Origin of the sequence: Syntrophomonas sp. DTU019, from assembly GCA_913757435.1 — a bacterium.
Classification (GTDB): domain Bacteria; phylum Bacillota; class Syntrophomonadia; order Syntrophomonadales; family Syntrophomonadaceae; genus DTU019.
Map to the genome: position 1 here is coordinate 458,259 of CAJYDM010000002.1, position 22,993 is coordinate 481,251.

Here is a 22,993-nt window from a genome sequence, read left to right on the forward strand (position 1 = left end):
GATGGGACGGAGCGTCCTCCATTCGCAGACTCCCGAGTGGATATGGCATAACATGAGGGGTGGAGTGTGCTTGAGTCGAGGGGACTTTAGCCGCGTGAGATTGGAGTGATAGAGAATGTTACCGTTTTATGCATTAGAAAGGTATGAAGGTAACGAAGCCTTATTTAACCTGGTAATGATGTCGATCGTTTCTACCTATGCCGGAGAACCCCTGCATCTGCATGCTGAGGGACTGCGCGGCACTGGCAAAACTACCATTATGAGATCTGCCCGGGGAATACTGCCGCCAATTGAACGCATCAAAGGATGCGTATACAATTGCGATCCTTATGACCCCCATTGCCCACACCATCGCTACCTGAGCCAGGAGGAGATCGACGCTATAGGAACGGAAATGATTCCCATGCCGTTTTTGGAGATTTCCCATTCTGCTAAAGTGGGCACGGTAGCGGGCAGTATTGATCTGGCCAGATTGACCGATCCGAATCATCCAGAAGCCCACATGCTCCCGGGTTTAATCCCCCAGGCCCACCGCGGCATATTATTCATCGACGAAATAAACCGCCTGGCCGATACTTCACCGGAGATCACCGACATCCTCCTGGATGTGATGGGCAATAAGCCTGGCCACCTGCAGATCGAAGAAGCCGGCCTGCCGGCAGTGGAGATCATCGTCAATGTGTCGGTGTGGGCGGCTTCCAATCCTGACGAGGATCCAGGCCCGTTAGAGGAGATCCGCCGTCAGCTTTCTGACCGCTTTGACATGGTATGTTATATGGGACGACCGCATTCCGTGGATATTCTTTCCAATATGTTGGCAGAGAATTCTCATCAAAAGAAAGCCCGACTCTACAAGCAGAGAAAAGTGGTGGTGGATGAGAGCAAAAATGAGGCTTACCGTCAGCAGATCGTGCGCTGGGCGGAACAGTATGACAAGACCGAATTGCCTGACTTCCTGCGCAACTTTATCGCCCGGCTGTATATAAAACACAATCTGGAGAGTATACGTGCAATAGAGGCCATGCAGCAGGGTGCGGTCCTGCGCTGCTTGATAAAGAACCGTGATAAGGTGCAAATCAGTGATGTTACCGAAACTATCCCGCTGGTCTTGAAGCATCGTGTTGATGGAGATACTTTGGTGCGTATCATTAACGACCTGGATACTCGCGGCACCAAGGAAGGTATCTTAAGTTTCAAGAACCGTAAAGACAAAAAGAAAGAAGTGGAAGAGCCGGAATACTTCCAGCATGATGCCCGCTCCTTGAAGGATTTGAGCCGGGGTGAACTTATAAATACTGAGAAAAACCTGAATCCGACTGACTACTAGAAGGGAGTGGTCTTAAAATGGCGTGGATGGAAAAATCCAAAGTCGACAAGGCCGCTTCGGTAGGCAATTATTTGGGGCTGTATCTAGGTCAGGGACAGGGGGTGCGCCTGGGAGAGAGCACGGTGGTGAGCTGCCATACCCATGGACGCATGCCGGAAAAAAGGGTCAAAGGGCAGATCAAGATATTCACCAACCGCGATGCCGGAAAATGCTTTTTAGATTTCGTCGACGAAGGTCAAGTGGTTCATATCGATGTTTTCCACCGCCCCGGTGAGATAGATCCGGTTGAGCTGGCCAAAGCCATTTTCTGGGCCTTCAACCAGTATTTTATGGTCAAAGATCCTCAATTGCAGTACGCTGAAGATGAACGCTTCAAAATAGCTGCTGATTATGCCACCAGAATTTTTTTAACTACCGGAATGGGTAAGGGTACAGTCTACAACCTTATGCAGGAAAAAGTGGGTGCTTATGGAGAGGCAGATGAAGGCCACGATCATGTACATATCCTGGCCCAACTGCAGAGAGACGAATATTATCTGGTCTATGTAATAGCCGAAGTAGTTGAAGAGTTTATACTCAACAACGAGTTGAAATTGGCCCGGGTGCGGAATATAACCCATGGCAACCAGAAAAAAGAAGAAGAGAGCTATGCCGGCTACATGCGCCTGCCCTGGAAAAGGCTCAAAGGGCAGAATGCCCGGCAGCTTCCCGATAAAGAAAATGTAAACCAGCTGATTATCAAACTGGCCGAAAAATTTGGTGGTGTCGAAGAAATCGAGGAGTTCATGGAGAACTACTCCACCAATATTTTAAAGCGCAAGGGTATTGAACAGCAGAAGAAAAAATGGGGAGACATAGAAAACGATATCGAGCAACTTGAAGAGCTAGGCATACTCAAAGAAACCATGTTCGGTAAAGTTTTGACCAAGCAAGGCCAGGCCTTAAAGGATTTCGTTTTGAACAACAAATGTGAACTGGAAACCGAAATCCGCCGCAATATCCGCAAAATGCCTTCGGGAGGTAAAGGCCGCTACAAGAAGCTGGGCAAATCAGAGAGCAAGATGTCGGCGGTGGAACTGACTAACCGCAACCGCACCATCAACAACCCCGACAAAAACTGGTCCGGCGATCTGGCGGTTCCAGAGACCATTATTCAGGCCAAGAAAAACAGTATCCTGCGCGGCGACAATCATCTTGTAATTAAAAAAGACGATTTGCATTATCATGATAAAAAGACTTATGTCCCGGTGGACATCTGCTTTTTGATCGATGCCAGCGGAAGTATGGCCGGGGATAAGAGGCAGGCGGCCTGTTTTTTGGCCGAACATCTCTTGCTGTCAGGCAAGGAAAAAGTAGCTGTGGTAATATTTCAGGAAAGAACCAGCCAGGTGGTAGTGCCCTTCACGCGCAAGCAATCAGTGCTCAAAAAGGGATTGGCCACCATTAACCCGGCTGGCCTGACCCCGCTGGCCAGCGGTATAATGACTGCGGTTAACCTGATTAAAAACTCCCGGGTCAAAAACCCTTTGCTGGTACTTATTACTGATGGGCTTCCCAATACTCCATTGTGGACCATGGATGCCAAAGCCGACGCTTTAGAAGCAGCCAGCAAGATCCCGGAAGCCAATATCCGTTTTATCTGCATCGGGATCGAAGCCTACCGCCAATACCTGGAAAAGGTGGCAGAAAAGGCCAATGGAATCTTATATGTGGTCGATGACCTCAATAAAGACAATCTGATCAACATCGTGCGCGCTGAGAAAAAGCAGCTGCAGACCGCCAGACAATGATATAGTCACATGGTCAGGCTACAGAGAAATTTGACATTATTCAAGCTATTCTGCTAGAATTTTATTAATATATCAAGTGCTTTTTCTAATATGCAATTAAGTTTTCTTTTTAATAACTCCTCCTTCATACCGAGCACCGCAAGGTGCTCGCTTTTTTTTGAAATGATTCATATTCACCAGGGGTTTCTAGTATCTATTAAAAGGAATATTATGGAGGAGGCATAGTTATGGCAAAGAAGTTTATCGTTACGCTTACTGCGGTTGTATTGGGCGTTTGTTTGCTGAGCGGCGGCTGCTCTTCCGACCAGAGCGCCGATAGAGTAGACGACCTGAAAAATCTGTTAAAGACCTCAATAAACCGGGAAAAGGACCCGCAGCCCACCACGCGTATACAGGACCTGCTTCCCGAAGCCCCTGCGGCTGTGCCGCTGGAGACAGTGAAAGTGACGTTGTACTATGGAAAACAAGATGGCCAGGGCCTGGTAGCGGAGACCCGGGATATAGAGAAGACCACCGGAATAGCGCGCACTACGGTGCAGGAACTCCTGCGGGGGCCGACTCAGGCGGAGAGTGTAAGACTATTCCCGGAAGGCACAGCGCTTCGTGACATAAATATTAAATCCGACGGCACTTGCATAGTTGATCTTACCAATCATGTTCGTAATGCATCCACTAAGGCACAGACTGAGCTGATGGTTTACTCCCTGGTCAACACTTTGGGCGAATATCCTACCGTCAAAGAGGTTACCTTGATGATAGATGGTGATTACGCCGACATCATTAATAATGTGGATTTATCCAAGCCTCGATCTCCTGACTATGGGCTGGCTAAATAATAAAAAGTTCAAAAATTAGGGAATTGGGCATAGCCTTTGATGGAGGTTATGCCCACAATTGTATATTGACAATAATGTGACCAGAATTGGTTAAAGTGAATGTGGCGGGACGGCTGGTTTGATCCTCGGCCAGGATTATTATTCTTTACGGGCATAAAAGTGGTTATAATATGGAAGCGGACTATTAAAAGTGATACATTAATTATTGGGTTTCAGCTTACAGACTCTGCTTTTCGGGTCTATTGCTGAACAACCTGGACTTAAAAGTTTAAAGAGGTGTAATTATTGGGAAAAAACCATCCCGTGGGAATATTTGACTCTGGTGTGGGCGGCCTGACCGTTGTGAAGGCTTTTCTAGAACAGCTGCCAGGGGAGGATTTCATCTATTTTGGAGATACCGCCCATGTACCCTATGGAAATAAGACACAGCAACAGCTATTGCAGTATGCCCGGGATATCATGCATTTTTTTATAAGCCGGGGAGTCAAAGCGGTCCTGGTAGCTTGCGGGACCCATTCCTCAGTAACGCTGCCCTTCATCAAGGACGATTATCCCATTCCCATGGTGGGGATGGTCAAGGCCGGTGCCCGTGCTGCCTGTCGGAGCACCAGCAGCAACCGTATAGGGGTTATGGCTACTCAGGCTACAGTCAACAGTCACGCTTACTCCAGGGCGATACGGGACATTAACCATACTTGCCAGGTGTTTGAGGTGGCCTGTCCGCGTTTTGTGCCCCTGGTAGAGGCAGGCCAGCTGGTTGGCGAAGAACTTGAAATGGCAGCCCGGCAATATACGCTCCCGCTCCTGCAGGAGAACATAGACACCCTGGTATTAGGCTGCACCCATTACCCTTTTTTGAGCCCGGTGATTGCCGAGCTGATTGGAGAAGTATGTTTGCTCGATCCCGCCACTGAAGCGGTGGCTGAGTTAAAGGCCATTTTAGCTGGCAATAACCTGCTTAAGGATAGTGATTCTAACAGCCAGGCCGAGTTCCTGGTTAGCGGAGATGAGGCTTCATTTGCCCGGGTGGGGAGGAGACTTTTGGGGCAGGTTATTAACGAGGTAAAGAGCATAACCCTAGCTCACGGTTGATTGCAGGGAGGAATTATGGAACTACAGGTGGTGGGCTGCTGGGCCCCATATCCCCAAATTGGCCAAGCCTGCAGCGGGTATCTGATCAAACAGGATCAGACCACCTGCCTTTTGGACTGCGGACACGGGGTGCTGTCATTTCTGGGGTGCTATACTGATGTATTGAAATTGAACCTGGTCATCATCAGCCATTTTCATCCCGATCACTATGTAGACCTGCACGCCCTGCGCCACCTGATTAGGGGCGGCCTTATCAGTGGCCAAGCAGCCGGACCGGTAGACCTGTTCATCCCCGATGAGCCCCGTGAACAGTGGGAATACTGGCAGAATGTCCCCGAATTTCGCGTCTATCGACTTCATCCGCAGATGCAGCTGGCCTATCCCGGCCTGAACATAGAGTTCTACCCTGCCATACACCCCCTGCCCACCTATGCCGTCAAGTTTTTTACGGGGCAGTCCAGCCTGTTCTACACTGCTGACAGTGCAGCCTCGGATGCCATGTGGGAATATGCCCGGAAGGTGGACATACTCTTGGGAGAAGCTTCATTTTTAACTGCAGACAGCCATTTGGCGAGTAAATTGGGCCACATGAGCACCACGGATCTGGCCAGGGGGGCTTTGCAGACCGACCCTGGCATTTTGGTAGCCACGCATTTATGGCCCGGGTTCGATGCCAATGTAGTATCAGGGGAAATACAGGCTGTTTACCCGGGCAAAAACATGCTGGCCTATTCCGGGTTGAATATAGAAGCATAGCCTTTACAGGTTCGTTAATGATTATAAACAACAGCAGCCTGGCACAGCGTTGAGCTAATGAAATATGACCGGGCTTATATGGCATAGCTGTGACATCTGTCAGTGCGTCAGCCTTTAAGGCTTGAAAAGGGGAGAATAATGCGTGAAATACATTGTGAGCAGATAAAAGCCGCAGTGAAGGATTGTGTCCTTAAAGCCAATCTGGAACTTCCCGGGGATATTGTCATTGCTCTTCAAGAAGCCGCGGAAAAAGAAGAGAGCCCCCGCGCCCGAAGCTTGATGAAGATTATGCTGGATAATGCGGAGATGGCCATACAGCAGCAAATGGCGGTGTGCCAGGATACCGGATTGGTCGCGGTGACTATTTGTATGGGGCAGGATGTACATATTGTGGGTGGAGATATCAGTGAGGCCGTCAATGCGGGCATACGCGACGGTTATCGGGAAGGCTGGTTCCGCCAATCAGTAGTATCTGATCCCCTGGAACGCATCAACAGTGGTGACAACACACCGGCAGTGATCCATTATGAGGTTTCTGCGGGGGATCATTTTTCCATCACAGTATTTCCTAAGGGAGCAGGCAGTGAAAATATGGGACAGCTCACCATGCTCAAACCGTCTCAGGGTCTTGAGGGAGTACGGGAATTTGTGGTCAAGGTTGTAAAAGAAGCCGGGGGTAATGCCTGCCCGCCTTTAGTGGTTGGGGTGGGTATCGGTGGCAACATGGAGATGGCGGCCTATATGGCCAAGAAAGCCCTGCTACGACCGGTGGACAGGCGACACCCAAAGAATGAGCTGGCTGCCCTGGAAATCGAATTATTAGGGCTGGTCAATCAACTGGGATTGGGTCCGCAGGGATTGGGAGGGGAGAGCACCGCTCTGGCGGTCAATATCGAAACTTATCCGACCCACATAGCCTGTCTGCCAGTTGCGGTGAGCCTGAGCTGTCACGCCACCAGGCGCAGCAGCTGCGAACTATAAAGGTGAAGTGGAAATGGTGGTGGAGAGTATGGTTACCAGGAGATTAACAACCCCGCTGACAGAAGATGAAGTGCGCAGCCTGAAGGTCGGAGATGAGATTCTGATTGATGGATACATATATGCGGCACGGGATGCAGCCCACAAAAGGATGATTACCTCTATCGAGCAAGGTCAGCAACTTCCTTTCGACCCTCAGGGACAGATGATATATTATGTAGGTCCGTGTCCGGCTCCGCCGGGGAAGGTGATTGGCTCGGCCGGACCGACCACCAGCGGAAGAATGGATGCCTACACTCCCCCCTTATTAGAGCGGGGACTGAGAGGAATGATAGGTAAGGGCGATCGCAGTCAGGCAGTAGTCGATGCCATGAAAAAGCATGGTGCGGTCTACCTGGCAGCAGTCGGAGGTGCTGGAGTTTACCTGGCGGAGCGAATCGTCTCAGTCGATCCCGTGGCCTACCCGGAGCTGGGCCCGGAAGCTCTTTTAAGGCTTGAGGTGCGATCTTTCCCCTGTGTGGTAGCCATTGACTGTGAGGGGAAAAATATATATGAGCAAGTCAGGCGAAAACTTGACGTCTCACCAAACAAGGAGGAGCTATATGATGAGAAGCCATAATCGAGGCCCTGAACAGCTCAGGCAAGTAGAGATGATCCCCGGATACGTAAAGAATCCACACGGCTCGGTATTGATATCTACCGGGGATACCCGCGTACTCTGTTCTGCCATGGTAGAGGAGAAGGTGCCGCCGTTTTTAAAAGGCAGCGGTAAGGGCTGGATAACCGCCGAATATTCGCTGTTGCCAGCATCCACCCATACCCGCACCCAGCGTGAAGTCTCCCGGGGCAAAATCGGAGGCCGTACTCATGAGATCCAGAGGCTGATCGGCCGGTCGCTTAGGGCAGTGGTGGATCTGAACAAGCTGGGGGAGAGGACTGTTTGGATTGATTGCGATGTGATCCAGGCTGACGGCGGCACCAGGACAGCTTCAATAACTGGGGCTTTTGCAGCTCTTTCCCTGGCCATGAGAAAATACCTGGAGCTGGGTTTGATCAGCGAATGGCCGGTGATGGATCATGTGGCAGCCGTTAGTGTGGGCATGGTAGATGGAGAACTGCTGCTAGACCTGGAATACATCGAGGACTCCCGGGCCGAGGTGGATATGAATGTGGTCATGACCGGGAGCGGCGATTTCGTGGAAGTGCAGGGTACCGCAGAGGGTAAACCCTACAGCCGGAAGGATCTGGATGAGATGCTCAGGCTGGCTGAAGCAGGCATACAGGAACTGATCGCCATGCAGAAGCATATATTGGGGGCATAAGTGTGTATAAAACGCTCATTTTGGCTACGCGCAACCAGCACAAACAGCGCGAATTGACGGAAATGCTGGCTCCGTTGGGAATCGAGATCAAAAGCTTGTTGGATTTTCCGGATTTTCCGGAGGTCGAAGAGGACGGCCAGACATTTGCTGACAATGCCATCAAGAAAGCACGGGTTACCGCTCAATTCAGTGGTTTGACCAGCCTGGCTGACGATTCCGGCCTGGAAGTCAAAGCCCTGGGCGGCCAGCCCGGCATCTACTCAGCCCGTTTCGCTGGGCGGCCGGGTGATGACGAAGCCAACAACCGCAAGCTTCTGCAACTGATGAAAGGGGTGCCGGAGGACTCGCGCCAGGCCCGCTTCGTCTGTGTGATTGCCATTTGTGGACCGAATCAAGAGATTCAGACCGTGCGCGGGGTGTGCAATGGGACAATAGCCGCTGAACCGCGGGGCAAAGAGGGCTTCGGCTATGACCCGCTGTTTATCCCAGATGGTTATGAACTCAGCTTTGCGGAGCTTTCAGCGCAAGAGAAGAACCTTATCAGCCATCGAGGCCGGGCACTACAGGAGCTGAAGCGATTGATGTCCAGGATGAAGCGTGATTGAGGAGGCCGTTAAGTGCGGATTGCCATAGTCGGTGATACTCATGGACGGGTCACCGGCATCAAGAAAGCCCTGGCCCAAAACCCGCCTGACCATCTCATCCATACCGGGGATTATTACGCCGATGCCAAAAGGATAGCGGTTCCATTAAAGCTGTCTTATGATGCTGTGACCGGCAATTGTGATGTCAAAAAGGGGGAACCCGCTGAATTACTGCTGGAACTGGCGGGCAGGCGCATCTATGTGGTACACGGTCATCAATACGGGGTGAAACGAGACCTCAACAGTATCTTTTATCGCGGACAGGAAATGGAAGCTGATATCGTTGTCTTTGGTCATACTCATGTACCCTGCTGCGAAAAGGTCGGCGAAACCTGGCTGATTAACCCCGGCAGTGCCTCTCGGCCCAGGACTGCGAAACTGGGCAGTTACATTTGCCTGTCGGTCGATGAACAAGCGATTGTCCCGGAGATATGCAAGATTAGGCCCTAATAGGAGACAATAAAGTCTAGCTCAGCATGAATGGGGATGAAACTTATGTATGACGTAATAATCGTGGGCGCAGGCCCGGGAGGCTATGTAGCTGCCATCCGAGCCCGGCAGTTGGGCCTTAAAGTGCTTTTAATAGAAAAAGACCGGGTGGGGGGCACCTGTTTGAATAGGGGCTGTATTCCCACCAAAGCCTATTATAAGGATGCCACTTTCATACATGAACTGAACCAGAGCGCTCAATTTGGGGTTTCCCTGTCGGACTGGCGTTTTAATCTGGCTCAGGCCTGGGAGAAAAAGCAACAGGTGGTAGAAAAGCTGGTAAGTGGTGTGCAGCGTCTGCTTAAGGACCACGGGGTGGAGGTATTAGCCGGTGAGGCCAGGCTTTCAGACCGCAACTCTGTGGTGGTCGATGGTGCCGTCCATCAAGGCCGGTTCATCCTGCTGGCTTCTGGTTCAACACCGGCCTCTTTAGATATTCCCGGGGTGGAATTGCCAGGGGTTTTGACCAGTGATGACGTACTTGAATTGAAAGAAATCCCGCAACGCATGGTGATTGTGGGCGGAGGCGTGATTGGCTTGGAGTTTGCCTGCATATTCAAGGCCTTTGGCAGTGTAATAACTGTGATCGAATATCTTCCCGCCTTGCTCAACAGTCTGGATGCAGAAATGGGCAAGCGTCTGGGGGTTTTTCTTAAGAGACAGGGCATCAATGTCATGACTGCGACCGCTGTCAAGAGCATTGAGAGCATGGAAGGCGCGCTTTCTGTTAAGACCGAAGACAAGAAAGGCATCAAGGATATGCCTGCCGATGCTGTATTGCTGGCTGCCGGTAGATTGCCTTGCACAAAAGGCTTGGGTCTGGATAGGATAGGGGTCAAAACCGGCAGCAAAGGCTTCATTGAGGTTGATGCCACCTACAAAACGAGTGTGGAAAACATCTATGCCATTGGTGACGTGATAGGCGGGCAAATGCTGGCCCATGTGGCTTCAGAAGAAGGAATAGCGGCGGTGGAATCAATTGCCGGACTAAGAACCCGTTCAGCCAGTCCCATTGTGCCATCTTGTATATTTACCATACCTGAAATCGCCACTGTTGGCCTCAGCGAAGAAGAGGCCAGGGCACGGGGCATAAGCTACCGCAGCGGCAAATTTCAGTTTGCCGCCAATGGTAAAGCCCTGACTATGGGTGAAAGCGACGGGGTGGTCAAAGTGCTGGTGGACAGCGATGATATCATCATCGGGGTGCATATCATCGGTCCTCATGCCAGCGACCTGATCATGGAGGGATTGGTTCTGGTTGAAAAAGAGGTTACCAGAGGACAGGCCATCGACATGATCCATCCTCATCCCACCTTGAGTGAAGCCCTGCGCGAGGCTATATTGGATGCTGGCGGGGAAGCCATACACCTGGCCCCACCCCGCAAATAAGCTACATGCGGGCATGGGCACAGGCATGGGGACGGTTCTTTTGCCTGTTTTCCCAGGGGAAAACCAGGCAAAAGAACCGTCCCCATGCCCGTTAACCAAGCAAACAACAGAGGAGAATTTAAATGCTGAGAATCATCAACCCCTCCGACGACCCTTATTTCAATATGGCAGTGGAAGATTACCTGGTACATACTCCCGAAATAGCCGCCGACATCTTTATGCTGTGGCAGAATCGGCCCACTGTGGTGATAGGCCGACATCAGAACAGCAGCGCTGAGATTAATTTGCCTTTGGTACGTGAAAAAAACATCGCTGTAGTAAGACGGCTGTCAGGCGGAGGAGCGGTATACCATGACAAAGGTAATCTCAATTTCACCTTTATCACCCGTGCTCAGGGCATAGGCCTCGATTTTGCGGCATTTTCCGGGCCGGTAATTGAAGTTTTAAGGCAGTTAGGGGTTCCGGCGGAGCACACCGGGCGTAACGATATAGTAATTTCGGGGTGCAAGTTTTCTGGTAATGCCCAATACCGTTTCAAAACTCGCCTCATGCACCACGGCACCATCCTATGGGATTCCAACCTGGAAGATGTTGCCGAGGTCCTGCAGCCCGATGAAAGCAAGACTGTGGCCAGGGGAATAACCTCGGTGCGCAGCCGGGTTACCAATGTAGCTGAGCATCTCGATCAACCTATGCCGTTAAAGGATTTTGAACAATTGCTGATCGAGCATATATTTCGTCATAGTGGGGAAGAACAGCAAAGGGAGCTTAGCAACCTGGAACTAAGGAAAATTGAGGAACTGCGGGATAAAAAATATTCCACCTGGGAATGGAATTACGGCCAGTCTCCGCAGTACACCCAGCGCCGCAAGGCCAAATTCCCCTGGGGCAGCATGGAGGCCTTCTTGCTGGTTAAGCAGGGCAGAGTAGCGCAATGCAAGTTCTACGGCGACTTTTTCACCATAGCTGATCTGTCGGTTTTGGAAACAGCCATTGAAAACCATCCGCTGCAACAAGAAGCTATCACCACGGCGCTGCAGTCCTTGGACCCAGGCACAGTCATCCCCGGCTCCACAGTGGAACAGATCAGAAGCTTGTTGGTAGACTAAAGCAGGAGGCATGGGCAGGCATGGGGACGGCAGACTGTGTGAAAACTAGTCCGCAGAAAAAGGAAAAAAACATATAAAAGTCGAATGATAGGGTGATAGCGAGGTGGAATAATGGCCTACATTAAGGGCGAAGACCGCATGCAGATCACCCTTTTTCCTGAAGCGGTCGATGACTATATATCAACTGATAATCCAGTTAGGGTAATTGAAGCATTCGTTAATTCGTTGTACATGAAGGACCTCGGGTTCCAAAAAGCGGAGCCGAAAAATACTGGTAGACCTCCATATGATCCTAGGGACTTGTTAAAGCTCTACTTGTATGGTTATCTAAATCGGGTTAGATCATCTCGGAGGCTAGAGACCGAAGCCGGTCGGAATCTTGAGTTGTTATGGTTATTACGGAAGCTAAAACCCGACTTTAAGACAATAGCTGATTTTAGGAAAGATAACCCCAAAGCCCTAAAAGGAGTCTTCAAACAGTTCACCCTGTTATGCAAAGACTGGGACTTGTATGGCAAAGAGGTCATAGCTATCGATGGTTCCAAGTTCCGAGCCAGCAATTCCAAGCGCAATAATTACAACCAAAAGAAGTTACAAAGACACTTAAAATATATTGACGAAAAAATTAACGGCTACTTTAATGAATTAGATAGCAACGACCAGGACGAAGCCGATATCCATATCCCCAGTGCTGAAGAGATCCAGAGGCGCATAGAAGAACTAGAAAGCCGTAAAGGTAAATATACCGCCATGAAACAGCATATGGAGCAAACCGGGGCTACAGAAGTATCGACCACTGATCCAGATGCTCGGCTAATGGCTGTTAATAATAACGGAGTAGAAGTCAGCTACAATGTACAAACGGCGGTAGACCAAAAGCATAAGCTAGTGGTAGACAGTGAAGTCATAAACAATCCAGCTGACCAAGGGCAGCTAAGCAATATGGCTAAGCAGGCCAAAGAAGTATTGGAAGTAGACCAAATTAAAGTATTGGCCGATAAAGGATACTACTCAACCAATGATCTAATCGAATGCGAGAAAAACCACATAGAGACCTATGTAGCCAAGCAGAGATTTACCGGTAATATAGCCAACACCGACTTTCAAGCTGACAAATTCCAATATGACCAAGAGCAAGACGTTTACCTATGCCCCGCAAAAGAGATTCTCTATCCAGGCAGAATAAGAGAAGTCAACGGAGTAAAATATCGAACCTACAAAAACTACCGGGCCTGTAAGGGCTGCCCCTTAAAGGATCAATGCACCAAAGCCCAGAAGGGCCGAACAATTAGCCGCAACCTAGCCCAGCCATTACTGGATGAAATAGACCGCCGGACCAAGGAAAATCGAAAACTGTATGTACAAAGGCAAATGATCGTAGAACACCCATATGGAACCGTAAAAAGGGGCTTGGGTTATAGTTACTTTTTAACCAGGGGATTAGTGTCTGTAAATACGGAAAACAAGTTACATATGTTGGCCTACAACATGCGAAGAGTAATCAATATTCTGGGAGTTGAAGAAATAGTAAAAAGGCTGGCCTCAGCATAAACTGCACCAGCCTGTTTTTTATCAAAATATCACTAGTAATACTAAATGACCAGTAAAACCTATCACGTAGTTTTGGGATCTCATCGAAAGTTCTCACACGGTCTGACGGTTCTTTTGCCTGGTTTTCCCTTGGGAAACCAGGCAAAAGAACCGTCCCCATGCCTGAAAGAACCGTCCCCATGCCTGTGCCTCCCCTGCCTCCTGCCCTGCCTTACGAAGTTTTGGACTTGGCGGCGGGCTTTTGCTTCTTCTTCTTAATCTTGGAGGCGGCGTCCTTGCTTTCGACCTGGCGGCTCTGCTGAGAGAGGCGCACACTTTCACGCAAGGCCTCCATCAGATCCACGATATTGCTGGTCTGAGCGGGCTGATCCGGAGTGACCAACTCCTGATCGTTTACCTTGGCAGTGATCAATTCCCATAAGGCCTGGCGATAATCATCCTGATATTTTTCCGGGTCAAAGTGCGAAGACAGATTCTCAATCAGGCTAACTGCCATCTTAACTTCATTTTCATGCAATGCATCCTCGTTGACCCCTGATGACAGGGAGGCCGCAGAGCGGATCTCGTCGGGGTAAAAAATGGTCTCCAGGAGAAGCCACTTTTCTTTTATGCGCAGCACCGCCAGGGCTGATTTGCTTCGGATAACCACTTTGGCTATGGCTATTTTACCGGTTTCTCTCATAGCCTTTACCAGGAGGGCATAAGCCTTCTCACCACCGGGGCTGGCCTGTAAATAATAGCTTTTGTCAAAATAGATGGGGTCTACCTCCGATAGTTCCACAAAATCTAGTATGTCCACAGTTTTGGTGTTCACCGCCGGAATGCGCTCCAGGTCCTCGTCGGCTATCACCACCCAGCTGCCTTTTTGGTACTGATAGCCGCGCACGATTTCATCAGTCTTGATCTCTTTCTGGCAGCGGGGGCAATATTTGCGATATTCAATCGGCCCCAGGCACTCCTTGTGCAGGTAATTGAACTTGATATCTTTATGTTCGGTGGCAGCATACATGTTGACCGGGATGTTCACCAGGCCGAAGCTGACGGCGCCTTTCCACAGAGTCTTCATATTTGGATCACCTACCCTTGCCTATTTGAATTAGCATTGAATAGACTGCAGGTAATTATGCTTGTTGCAGCGAAAAAGTAAGTAGTTGGCAGGCAGTGTATTGTCAGGGGATGCTTTTTAAGTTATATTGTTCGAGGGTTCTATATAGCTGTTAGGAGGGGAAGGGATATTACATGAGTAGATTGCCAGATTATATTGGGGTATCTGCGTTTGGCCTCAAGATGGGGGTTATTGTACCCGGCAGCGACGTAGTCTCAATGGTATGCGAAGTACTGCAGAAGTGCGACCAGGATGGTTTATTGGATGACGGAGATACAGTGTGTGTAACTGAGTCGGTGGTGGCCCGGGCACAGAACAATTATGTAACCATAGAAGATATTGCTTCAGATGTAAGGACTAAGTTGGGGATAGGGCCTGCAGGACGGATAGGGGTGCTTTTCCCTATACTGAGCCGCAACCGTTTTTCCCTTATCCTTAAAGGTTTGGCTGCTGCGGTGCCCGAAGGTGAAGTCGTGATTCAGTTTTCCTATCCGGCCGATGAGGTTGGCAACCAACTGCTGCCCTACGATTTTCATGAAACTTTGGGAAAATGCGAAGGCGAATTGATTCTTATGGAGGATATCGGGGAGCAACGCTTTCTGCATCCGGTTACCCAGGTGGATTATATCGCCCTGTATGAAGACATCGTGAATCAGCAGGGAGCAGCCTGTCAGATTATACTGTGCAACGACCCGTTGCATTTGGTCAGCTACGAATTGGACGGAGTAATAGTGTCCAATGTCCATCAGCGCTTTCGCACCCAGGCTAAGCTGATTAAGCACGGGGTGAATTGCATCACCCTGCAGGACATATGCAACAGCGGTGCGGGCAGCTGGTCTGAATGGGGCGTGCTGGGCAGTAACCTATCATCCGGGAATAAACTTAAACTGGCTCCGCGCGATTGCGATCTCCTGGCCGATCAAATCCAAACACTGGTGGAAAAGGATATGAATAAAAAGATAGAGGTCATTATTTACGGTGACGGGGCTTATTGCGATCCCTCCACCGGGATCTACGAGCTGGCCGACCCCCAGCCGGCCTTCGGTATGACGAAAGGACTGCGCGGCAAATACCGTGAAGGCCTGAAATACAAATACCTGGTAGATAAGATGCTGGATGAGGGTTATGACATCGACACCATTGCCCAGCACATTGAGGAACGCAAAGAGGAACAGTTCGACCGCAGCAGTATTGAGACTGAAGGGACCACTCCCAGGAAATCGGAGGATCTTTTATCCAGTCTGGCGGATTTAATCAGCGGTTCAGCCGATGCCGGCACCCCGTGCATTTTAATCAAGGGATTCCTGCAGAGGAATTAGAATTCAATAAGCAAACGAAATACTGGCCATTTTCCGAGCAATTCGGGAAATGGCTTTTTTATGCCAGGAAAGCGGGGGTGATATTCAGGTTCACGCTCCAGTATATCAGGGCAACCAAAGGCGTGCCAGTCGCCCTGCGAATAGGATAGGCAAGCCTTACGCCCAAGCCTGCCAGATGGTAAAACTTACTTACCGGTGGCGATACTATAAACTGTGCAAGTGCTTACGTCTATACATTGATGTATAGGCAGGATTTTGCATTTCTATGTCAAATATTCTTGTACATGATCATTAATTTGGCCTGAGAGTGAGGTGAACCTGGTTGAAAAAGGGCTTTTCATTATTGGGACTGCCGGTTATCTCCATAAAAGAAGGCAAGGAAGCGGGGCGGGTCATTGACCTTTTGGTGGCTCCTAAAGGCCTTAAACTGGAGTTCTTGCTGGTGGGTCGGCAAAGCAAATATATAGACCTGCGCTTGCTGGCTTTCTCTCAGGTAGTAGGCCTGGGCCAGTATGCGGTCACAGTGGAAACCGAAGCACAACTGCAGCAGATCGAAGCGGTGCCAGCGGTCAGAGACTGCCTGGAGGCGAGCGTTGATATTATGGACAAAATGGTGCTGACCCGCAGCGGTAATCTGGAGGGCTTGATTGCCGATCTATTCTTTGATGAAAAAAATGGGTCTATTGTGAGAATGGATTACAAGGATTTGCATAATGACATGGAGTTGCAGAGTATTGACAGCAGGGAGATCATCAGTCTGGGCCAGGATGTGCTGTTCGTGAAAGACCGCCGTCAGGCGCATGCCAAAGCCGCCCCAGAGACCGTTCCCGCCATCCCTACCACGGCAACGCAGAAGAGATCAGGGGCTTTGCTGTTCAAACAGAAGCAGCGCCAATTTTTAATGGGCAAAGAGGTGCAGAAAGACATCCGCGACAGGCACAATCAGGTGATAATTCCCCGGGGCACGGTGGTAACCGGCGAAGTGCTGGATGTGGCCGAAGGCCATGATCGTTTCAGTGAACTCACCCAATGGGCAAAATGAATGGTATCTGAATCAAACCCGGACTTGTGATATAATTATCAGAGCATCATTAGGGGAGGTCAGACCGCATGGAAGATCTGATAAAAATCGTTAAAATGGAAAGCATTCGCACTATTGTCTGGGTGGCAATAGCTATGGCGATAGCCGTAGGGTTATACTACCTGGTGTGGTAGGGTTAGACTGAAAAGGGCGGGGGAATCCTTAAGGGATTATCCCCGCTTTTGTATTTTTGGTTGGTAACAATATTGACAGTTAACATCATTTAACATATACTAACAGAAATCAAATATACCCAAGGGGGGTATTTAGTTACACATGGAAAAAGATGCAGTGCGAAATGACTTGTTGCTCCGATTAAGGCGTATTGAAGGTCAGGTGCGCGGGCTGCAGCGCATGATCGAAACCGAAGCTGAATGCGGCCAGATTCTCAATCAGGTGGCGGCAGTCCGGGCGGCCTTGAATAAAGTGGGTATGATTATGTTTCAACACCATTCCCGGGACTGCATCATCAAAGCTACCGCCCCGGATGGGAAACCGGAGAGTATTGATGAAATTGTCAACCTGTTGGGAAGACTAATCAAATAAATATTAAGGAGGGTAAGCCATTATGAGTAATGTGATGGAATTAAATGAGGGTAATTTCGAATCCCAGGTGGTTCAAGCCGGGATTCCGGTATTGGTAGATTTCTGGGCGCCGTGGTGCGGACCTTGCCGTATGGTGGGACCGATCGTGGAAGAATTGGCGCAGGATTATCAAGGCCGCATGCAGGTGGCTAAGCTGAATGTAGACCAGAACCAGGACCTTTCCCTGCGTTTTAATGTGCGCAGCATCCCCACCCTGCTGTTCTTCAAGGACGGTCAGGAAGTAAAGCGCATCGTGGGCGCGCAGGGCAAAGCCCAACTACAGAAGGTGGTAGACGAAGTACTGGGATAAATAGAAAATGACCATGCGAATGGCAACAGGGTGTTAGTCTTTTGACAAGACGCCGAGGTTTGGGGAATTTCGCCGCAGAAGCACATGCGCAGAGGGGTGTCAGTGTATTAGCCGACACCCCTGCTTGATTTATTCCTCCAGAAGTGACAGCAATTCTTCCTGGCTTAGGAAAAGGCGGCCCTCCTCCAAACAATCCAGCAAGCGAGTGATGATATCCCTTACCGCATAACCTTCTTCACCGGGCTGAGGCTGATAATCGCAGCGGTGATTATCTTCAGTTCCCGCCAGATATTGGCAGTCTCGACATACTAGTCCCAGCACCGAAGTTTGCATCATCGGGCAGTAGTTGAAATAACGTAGGTCGATCAAGTTGTCACCTCCTTGGGCTATTCTGGCTTACCTTTCAGCTTCCCTATTTGCTCCATAAATCGTTTGATCTGGGCTTCATAGCCCTGTTCTCCGGGGTGGTAGAAACTTCTGCCCTGATATTCTGCGGGCAGGTAGTCCTGGGCAATATATCCTCCGAAACTGTGCGGATATTTATAGCCCTGGCCTTTGCCCAGATAGGCGGCTGCTTTTGAATGGGAGGCATCTCCCAGATGTGCCGGGACATTAACTGCAGGCCCTTTCCGAATAGTCGCCATGGCGCTATCGATAGCGGTTACAGTGGAATTGCTTTTAGGCGCGGTGGCCAGGTAAAGGGCCGCCTCAGCCAGAGGGATCCTGGCCTCGGGCATGCCGATCAATTCCACAGCTGCGGCTGCGGCTTGAGCTATCAATAAAGCCTGCGGGTCGGCCAGCCCTATGTCCTCCGCGGCGTGAACCACCAAGCGGCGGGCCACAAATACTGGGTCTTCGCCGCCTTCCAACATCCTTGCCAGCCAGAAAACCGCGGCATCTGGGTCTGAGCCGCGTATGCTCTTGATAAATGCGGATATGCAATCATAGTGCAGTTCGCCTTTCTTATCATACTGCAGACGCGGCCTGTCCACCACCAGGGCGACATCAGCCTCGGATATAGACCAGGGCTTGCTGGTGTCGCTGCTGTTGACTAGGGTCTCTAAAATGTTCAAGGCCGTCCGGGCATCCCCTTTGGCATGTTCAATAATCAATTGACGGGCCGAATCATCCAGGCTAATGGCGTATTTGCCCAGGCCGCGCTCAGTATCAGTCAGGGCACGGTTTAATATGGTGCCGATGGCCGCGTCATCCAGAGCTTTCAAAACATACAGTTTCACCCTGGATAAGAGCGCGTTGTTGATCTCATAAAGGGGATTTTCAGTGGTAGCCCCCACCAGGATCACGATGCCTTCTTCTACAATGGGCAGCAATACATCCTGCTGGCTTTTATTGAATCGGTGCACCTCATCAACAAACACCAGGGTCTTCTGCTGATAGTATTTTAAGCGGGCTGAGGCATCGGCGCCCAGCTTCCTGATGTCGGCTACTCCAGCCGCGACCGCCTGCAACTGGACGAAAGCGGCTTTGGTGTGCTCGGCGATGAGACGGGCCAGGCTGGTTTTGCCGGTTCCAGGCGGTCCGTAGAGGATCATTGAGTTCAGGGCATCCTGCTCGATAAGGCGTCGCAACACCGAACCAATGGATAAAAGATGTTCCTGGCCCACTAGCTCATCCAGGCTGCGGGGACGCATGCGATAGGCCAGGGGCTGTTGCTGCCCGGGTCGGGATTGCAGGTTTAAATCAAATAAGTCCATGGAACTCCATCCTATAGAATTTCTGCGAAGCGCATGTGCTTTGGTCCAAAGGTGATCTTCCTTCGTAATCAAGGAAAGGTAATATAACCTTCATCCTGACACACCCCGGTTTGCTACACCGTATACCCCCGTGTAGTCGAAGGGTGACTGCCTGTAGTAAACCGCCTGTCTTAATAAATCTTAGGCCTAAACTGCAGGCTAACGCAATCATTATTTGCAATCCCTCCTGGTGTCCAGGCTGATTTTCAGATGTCCACTTCCGGCCTTGCCAAACCATGATTTGACCAAGGTCGGCAACTGGTATAATGTGATATTGGTTGTTACTAATAATTGTAAGGGCAGCATAACCTGCATGCTCGGCATTCATAACCAGGGTTAAGCATTAACCTAGAAAATCAAGGAATTCTGAAATTCCACCAACCTTTCAGGCCATGGTTATGACGAAAATAAGGGACAAGTTGGGTTTGCTATCCTTAATGGGAAGCAGGCCACTCAGGTTAAGTGTTTCTGGAAATCTAAGGTCAAAAGCAGGAGGTGTGGCGGTGAAAATCGGAGTACTGCTCAGCGGAGGGGTAGATAGTGCTGTAACTGCTGCTCTGCTCCAGCGCAGTGGTCATGAGGTGGTCGGCATCACCATGGTCAATTGGCGGCCTGATACCGCTCAGCAGGCAGCTCAGGTAGCTGCTTTTTTGGGAATAGAACACCATGTGGCCGATCTGCGCGGACCATTTGAAGCTGAGGTCATCGACTACTTCTGTAATACCTACCTCGCTGGTGCCACCCCCAACCCCTGTATACACTGCAATGCGGTCATAAAATTCGGCAATCTGATGCAATATGCCCTCGGTTTAGGCTGCGATAAGGTGGCTACCGGGCATTATGCACGTATCCGTCAAGACGCGGGCAGCGGGTTGTACAGCCTCCATCAAGGAGCAGACCAGAGCAAAGACCAGAGCTACTTTCTGTATCGTTTGAACCAGCAGCAATTGCAGCGTATCATATTCCCGCTGGGGGAGAAGTCCAAGCAGTCGGTGTGGCAGCTTGCCGAGCAGTTAAAACTGCCCCTACCCCACGGTCTGGAGAGCCAGGAAATCTGTTTTATCGAAGGGGACTACCGGGATCTGCTATCGCAGCGGGTGCAATGCCAGCCCGGGGATATTGTAGATGCTTCCGGCCGGGTAATGGGCTGCCACCGGGGGCTGCCCTTTTACACCGTGGGGCAACGCCGCGGACTGGGCATAGCCGCCGGGGAGCCGCTATATATTGTGGATATGCTTCCTGAGCCGAATTGCATCATCGTTGGACCGGAAAAAAGCCTTTACCAGCCGGCTCTGATTGCCCGGGAAGTGCATTTCATATCGGGGCAGATCCCGTCCCTGCCCCTGGAGGTGAAAGCCAAAGTCCGCTACCGGGCAGCACTGGCTCAAGCAGTGATTTTCCCAGAAGGGGAGGGCATAAGGGTCGAATTCGATCAACTCCAGCGGGCCATAACCAGAGGCCAGTCAGTGGTTTTCTACCTTGGCGACCAGGTCCTGGGTGGAGGCATTATCGAATCACCGTGTGCGGATAAAAACGATTAATACAATTGATCCATATCTGATTCTGCGCCTTTAATGGCGCATTTTTTTTGTTCTGTCGGGCAATCTAAATCTAATCAAACAAGGAGGCCGGGCTAATTTGAAATTGCGCAATATAATCAGCCTGCCGGTATTCTATGAGCCCACCGCCACTGTAGTTGGTTATGTAGAGGAGGTGGTCATAAATGACGATTACCGGATCGACTACCTGATCATTAACACCAGTCATAATGAATTGCGCATGATTCCCAGCCCTTGTTTTGAATTAGGTCCACATGCTGTGTTGATTAATGATATGGCGAGTATCAAACCATGCCCGGTCCGGGAAGAATATACCGTATACCAAAAAAAGCTGGGGGATACCATCTTTGACGCTCAGGGCCGGGAAATAGGGTCGATCAGTGACTTCGTCATCTGTATAGAGGACCACCGGGTGAAGGGAGTTGAAGTATACAGCGGGGCAGTATGCGATATTCTGTACGGCCGCCGCGAGATACCCCTGACTGAGGTGACCTGGAAAAGTATAGCCAGCGGGGTCATTGATGCGGAAAGGAGAGCTTGATCATGACATTAAGGTGCCCAGCGTGTAGAGGCCTGCAAGTAGGCAAAGTAGGAAGCGATCAGTATTATTGCTGGAATTGTTATTTGGAGTTCAACTTCCACAAAGGTCAGGTCAATCTATACGAAGTGGCTGAAGACGGAAGTCTGATCGCCATGGAAAATTCCTCTCAAATCCTTTAATAGAGACGGGGGTGAAACAGTGAGATACCGCAGTCATAATCATTGGGGATACATGATGTTTGGTGCCGTCCTGGGTGCAGCCGCCACAGTGATGTATTATCATCAGGGCAGTGAGCTCAGCAAGCTGGGCAACCGGATGATGAACAAGTCCAGGCAAGTCATGGACGACACTATGAGCACAATTGGTGAACAGACCGATTATAGTACGGGAAGCGAGCAATAGCAGGTGTCCCTCTTAAACAACAGAGGTTGGCGCAGTATACTTTTTTTAGTGGTGGCGGCTGCCACCATCTATTTTTTATATCGGCTGCGGGAAGTGCTCTATGCCTTCAGTTTCGGCGGCATCATGGCCTATTTTCTGTACCGCCCGGTGAAGGCCCTGGAAAGACGAGGTCTTGCGCGGTTAGCTGCCATTTTGCTTATTTATATACTGTCAGCGGCTTGCCTGGGGGCTCTAGCTTACTGGATGGTTCCAGCCATAGCAATCGAAGTGGGTGAGCTAGGTCGTATCTATCCGCTGTGCGTGGAAGACATACAGCGACTGCTGGCGCAGCTGGACGGTATGGCCAAACCGGAGCGGCTGCAAGTGTTTATCGACGATAACCTGGCACGGCTGGAGGCGGGGGTATACAATGCCCTGCAGCATTTCATCGACACTTGGTATCATCTCCTGAGCAGAATACTGGCCTTGATATTTGCGCCTATTCTGGCCTTTTACATCCTGGGAGACTGGGAAAAAATCAGGGACTCTTTTCTCAACCTACTGCCCCCGCGAGCCCGGGTGCAGATGCGCAGCTTATTTCAAGAAGTCGACCGTATAATGGTCGAGTTTATCAAAGGCTATTTCTTGATCGCAGTAATAGTAGGTCTCTTAACCGGGGTTTGGGCTGCGTTGTTGGGTGTGCCTTTCCCGCTGATCATAGGCATCGTGGCTGGGATCACCAATTTGGTGCCCTATTTTGGCCCCATTCTAGGAGGCCTGCCGGCTATAGCCCTGGCCTGGACCGTGTCGCTGCGTCTGGCCGCCTTGATGGCATTAGGGATACTGATTATTCAGCAATTGGAGGCCAACCTGTTTACTCCTCGTATTATAGGGAAAAAATTAGGTATGCACCCATTGAGCATTATCTTTGTGCTCCTGGCCGGGGGCACACTGTTCGGACTATGGGGAGTGATTCTGGCTCTGCCGGCAGCGGCGGTACTGAAAGTTATATTGCATTGGGCGCACTTGAAAATTGCAGAATAAACTTTTATTTCGGCCAGTGCTACAAATGTAG

At 50.3% G+C, this 22,993-nt stretch carries 25 protein-coding genes; 22 read left to right on the top strand and 3 right to left on the bottom strand.

The window, feature by feature from the left end; translation table 11 throughout:
- Window positions 1–115 precede the first annotated feature (115 nt).
- The 13 genes from AC15IQ_RS07735 to AC15IQ_RS07795 all read left to right on the top strand — a co-directional run bounded on the left by AC15IQ_RS07735 (window position 116) and on the right by AC15IQ_RS07795 (window position 13,283).
- Complete coding sequence (locus AC15IQ_RS07735) at window positions 116–1,327, top strand: magnesium chelatase ATPase subunit I (protein ID WP_483178389.1); 1,212 nt, start codon at window positions 116–118, stop codon at window positions 1,325–1,327.
- 17 nt (window positions 1,328–1,344) lie between these two features.
- Window positions 1,345–3,117 carry a vWA domain-containing protein gene (locus AC15IQ_RS07740; RefSeq protein ID WP_483178390.1) on the top strand — a complete coding sequence of 591 codons (1,773 nt, stop codon included), beginning with the start codon at window positions 1,345–1,347 and terminating at the stop codon, window positions 3,115–3,117.
- 227 nt (window positions 3,118–3,344) lie between these two features.
- On the top strand, window positions 3,345–3,953 hold the full coding sequence (locus AC15IQ_RS07745) for a GerMN domain-containing protein (protein WP_483178391.1): 609 nt from the start codon (window positions 3,345–3,347) through the stop codon (window positions 3,951–3,953).
- A gap of 285 nt (window positions 3,954–4,238) precedes the next feature.
- A complete protein-coding gene (murI, locus tag AC15IQ_RS07750; protein WP_483178392.1) occupies window positions 4,239–5,045 on the top strand; it encodes a glutamate racemase in 807 nt (268 codons plus the stop codon).
- Window positions 5,046–5,060: 15 nt separating this feature from the next.
- Entirely contained in the window at window positions 5,061–5,801 is a 741-nt protein-coding gene (locus AC15IQ_RS07755) for an MBL fold metallo-hydrolase (RefSeq protein ID WP_483178393.1), read from the top strand.
- A 138-nt stretch (window positions 5,802–5,939) separates the two neighbouring features.
- Window positions 5,940–6,782, top strand: a complete 843-nt coding sequence (locus AC15IQ_RS07760; RefSeq protein ID WP_483178394.1) for a fumarate hydratase — start codon at window positions 5,940–5,942, stop codon at window positions 6,780–6,782.
- Between the two features lie 28 nt (window positions 6,783–6,810).
- Window positions 6,811–7,398 (top strand): Fe-S-containing hydro-lyase, encoded by a 588-nt coding sequence (locus tag AC15IQ_RS07765; protein ID WP_483178622.1) that lies wholly within the window; start codon window positions 6,811–6,813, stop codon window positions 7,396–7,398.
- Window positions 7,382–8,101, top strand: coding sequence for a ribonuclease PH (gene rph, locus AC15IQ_RS07770; protein ID WP_483178395.1), 720 nt, complete (start codon window positions 7,382–7,384; stop codon window positions 8,099–8,101). The genes AC15IQ_RS07765 and rph overlap by 17 nt, the downstream gene beginning before the upstream one ends.
- Before the next feature lie 2 nt (window positions 8,102–8,103).
- Window positions 8,104–8,706: an XTP/dITP diphosphatase gene (locus AC15IQ_RS07775; RefSeq protein WP_483178396.1), complete on the top strand. Its 603-nt coding sequence runs from the start codon at window positions 8,104–8,106 to the stop codon at window positions 8,704–8,706.
- 12 nt (window positions 8,707–8,718) lie between these two features.
- On the top strand, window positions 8,719–9,195 hold the full coding sequence (locus AC15IQ_RS07780) for a metallophosphoesterase family protein (RefSeq protein ID WP_483178397.1): 477 nt from the start codon (window positions 8,719–8,721) through the stop codon (window positions 9,193–9,195).
- 45 nt (window positions 9,196–9,240) lie between these two features.
- On the top strand, window positions 9,241–10,623 hold the full coding sequence (gene lpdA, locus AC15IQ_RS07785; RefSeq protein ID WP_483178398.1) for a dihydrolipoyl dehydrogenase: 1,383 nt from the start codon (window positions 9,241–9,243) through the stop codon (window positions 10,621–10,623).
- A gap of 122 nt (window positions 10,624–10,745) precedes the next feature.
- A complete protein-coding gene (lplA, locus tag AC15IQ_RS07790; protein ID WP_483178399.1) occupies window positions 10,746–11,732 on the top strand; it encodes a lipoate--protein ligase in 987 nt (328 codons plus the stop codon).
- A 111-nt stretch (window positions 11,733–11,843) separates the two neighbouring features.
- The gene (locus AC15IQ_RS07795) at window positions 11,844–13,283 is read left to right on the top strand and encodes an IS1182 family transposase (protein ID WP_483177445.1); all 1,440 of its coding nucleotides are present in this window, start codon (window positions 11,844–11,846) and stop codon (window positions 13,281–13,283) included.
- Window positions 13,284–13,494: 211 nt separating this feature from the next.
- Here the strand turns inward: AC15IQ_RS07795 and ku are convergent, their stop codons facing one another.
- The gene (gene ku / locus AC15IQ_RS07800; protein WP_483178400.1) at window positions 13,495–14,349 is read right to left on the bottom strand and encodes a non-homologous end joining protein Ku; all 855 of its coding nucleotides are present in this window, start codon (window positions 14,347–14,349) and stop codon (window positions 13,495–13,497) included.
- Window positions 14,350–14,522: 173 nt separating this feature from the next.
- Here ku and AC15IQ_RS07805 point away from each other — a divergent pair, with 173 nt between their 5' ends.
- From AC15IQ_RS07805 to trxA, 4 genes are all read left to right on the top strand, one after another.
- The gene (locus AC15IQ_RS07805; protein WP_483178401.1) at window positions 14,523–15,707 is read left to right on the top strand and encodes a coenzyme F420-0:L-glutamate ligase; all 1,185 of its coding nucleotides are present in this window, start codon (window positions 14,523–14,525) and stop codon (window positions 15,705–15,707) included.
- A 322-nt stretch (window positions 15,708–16,029) separates the two neighbouring features.
- Window positions 16,030–16,749: a PRC-barrel domain-containing protein gene (locus AC15IQ_RS07810; protein WP_483178402.1), complete on the top strand. Its 720-nt coding sequence runs from the start codon at window positions 16,030–16,032 to the stop codon at window positions 16,747–16,749.
- Between the two features lie 315 nt (window positions 16,750–17,064).
- The gene (locus tag AC15IQ_RS07815) at window positions 17,065–17,334 is read left to right on the top strand and encodes a metal-sensitive transcriptional regulator (RefSeq protein WP_483178403.1); all 270 of its coding nucleotides are present in this window, start codon (window positions 17,065–17,067) and stop codon (window positions 17,332–17,334) included.
- Window positions 17,335–17,356: 22 nt separating this feature from the next.
- Window positions 17,357–17,683: a thioredoxin gene (trxA, locus tag AC15IQ_RS07820; protein ID WP_483178404.1), complete on the top strand. Its 327-nt coding sequence runs from the start codon at window positions 17,357–17,359 to the stop codon at window positions 17,681–17,683.
- A gap of 129 nt (window positions 17,684–17,812) precedes the next feature.
- Here trxA and AC15IQ_RS07825 read toward each other — a convergent pair whose 3' ends face one another.
- Together AC15IQ_RS07825 and AC15IQ_RS07830 are read right to left on the bottom strand one after the other, a co-directional pair.
- Window positions 17,813–18,052, bottom strand: a complete 240-nt coding sequence (locus AC15IQ_RS07825; RefSeq protein WP_483178405.1) for a hypothetical protein — start codon at window positions 18,050–18,052, stop codon at window positions 17,813–17,815.
- A 17-nt stretch (window positions 18,053–18,069) separates the two neighbouring features.
- Entirely contained in the window at window positions 18,070–19,398 is a 1,329-nt protein-coding gene (locus AC15IQ_RS07830; protein WP_483178406.1) for a replication-associated recombination protein A, read from the bottom strand.
- Between the two features lie 542 nt (window positions 19,399–19,940).
- Between AC15IQ_RS07830 and mnmA the strand changes: the two genes are divergently transcribed.
- From mnmA to AC15IQ_RS07855, 5 genes are all read left to right on the top strand, one after another.
- Window positions 19,941–20,978, top strand: coding sequence for a tRNA 2-thiouridine(34) synthase MnmA (mnmA, locus tag AC15IQ_RS07835; RefSeq protein ID WP_483178407.1), 1,038 nt, complete (start codon window positions 19,941–19,943; stop codon window positions 20,976–20,978).
- Window positions 20,979–21,075: 97 nt separating this feature from the next.
- Complete coding sequence (locus tag AC15IQ_RS07840) at window positions 21,076–21,537, top strand: PRC-barrel domain-containing protein (protein ID WP_483178408.1); 462 nt, start codon at window positions 21,076–21,078, stop codon at window positions 21,535–21,537.
- A gap of 2 nt (window positions 21,538–21,539) precedes the next feature.
- On the top strand, window positions 21,540–21,716 hold the full coding sequence (locus AC15IQ_RS07845) for a hypothetical protein (RefSeq protein WP_483178409.1): 177 nt from the start codon (window positions 21,540–21,542) through the stop codon (window positions 21,714–21,716).
- 19 nt (window positions 21,717–21,735) lie between these two features.
- Window positions 21,736–21,939 carry a hypothetical protein gene (locus tag AC15IQ_RS07850; protein ID WP_483178410.1) on the top strand — a complete coding sequence of 68 codons (204 nt, stop codon included), beginning with the start codon at window positions 21,736–21,738 and terminating at the stop codon, window positions 21,937–21,939.
- 3 nt (window positions 21,940–21,942) lie between these two features.
- Complete coding sequence (locus AC15IQ_RS07855; RefSeq protein ID WP_483178411.1) at window positions 21,943–22,962, top strand: AI-2E family transporter; 1,020 nt, start codon at window positions 21,943–21,945, stop codon at window positions 22,960–22,962.
- The last annotated feature ends 31 nt before the right edge of the window (window positions 22,963–22,993 follow it).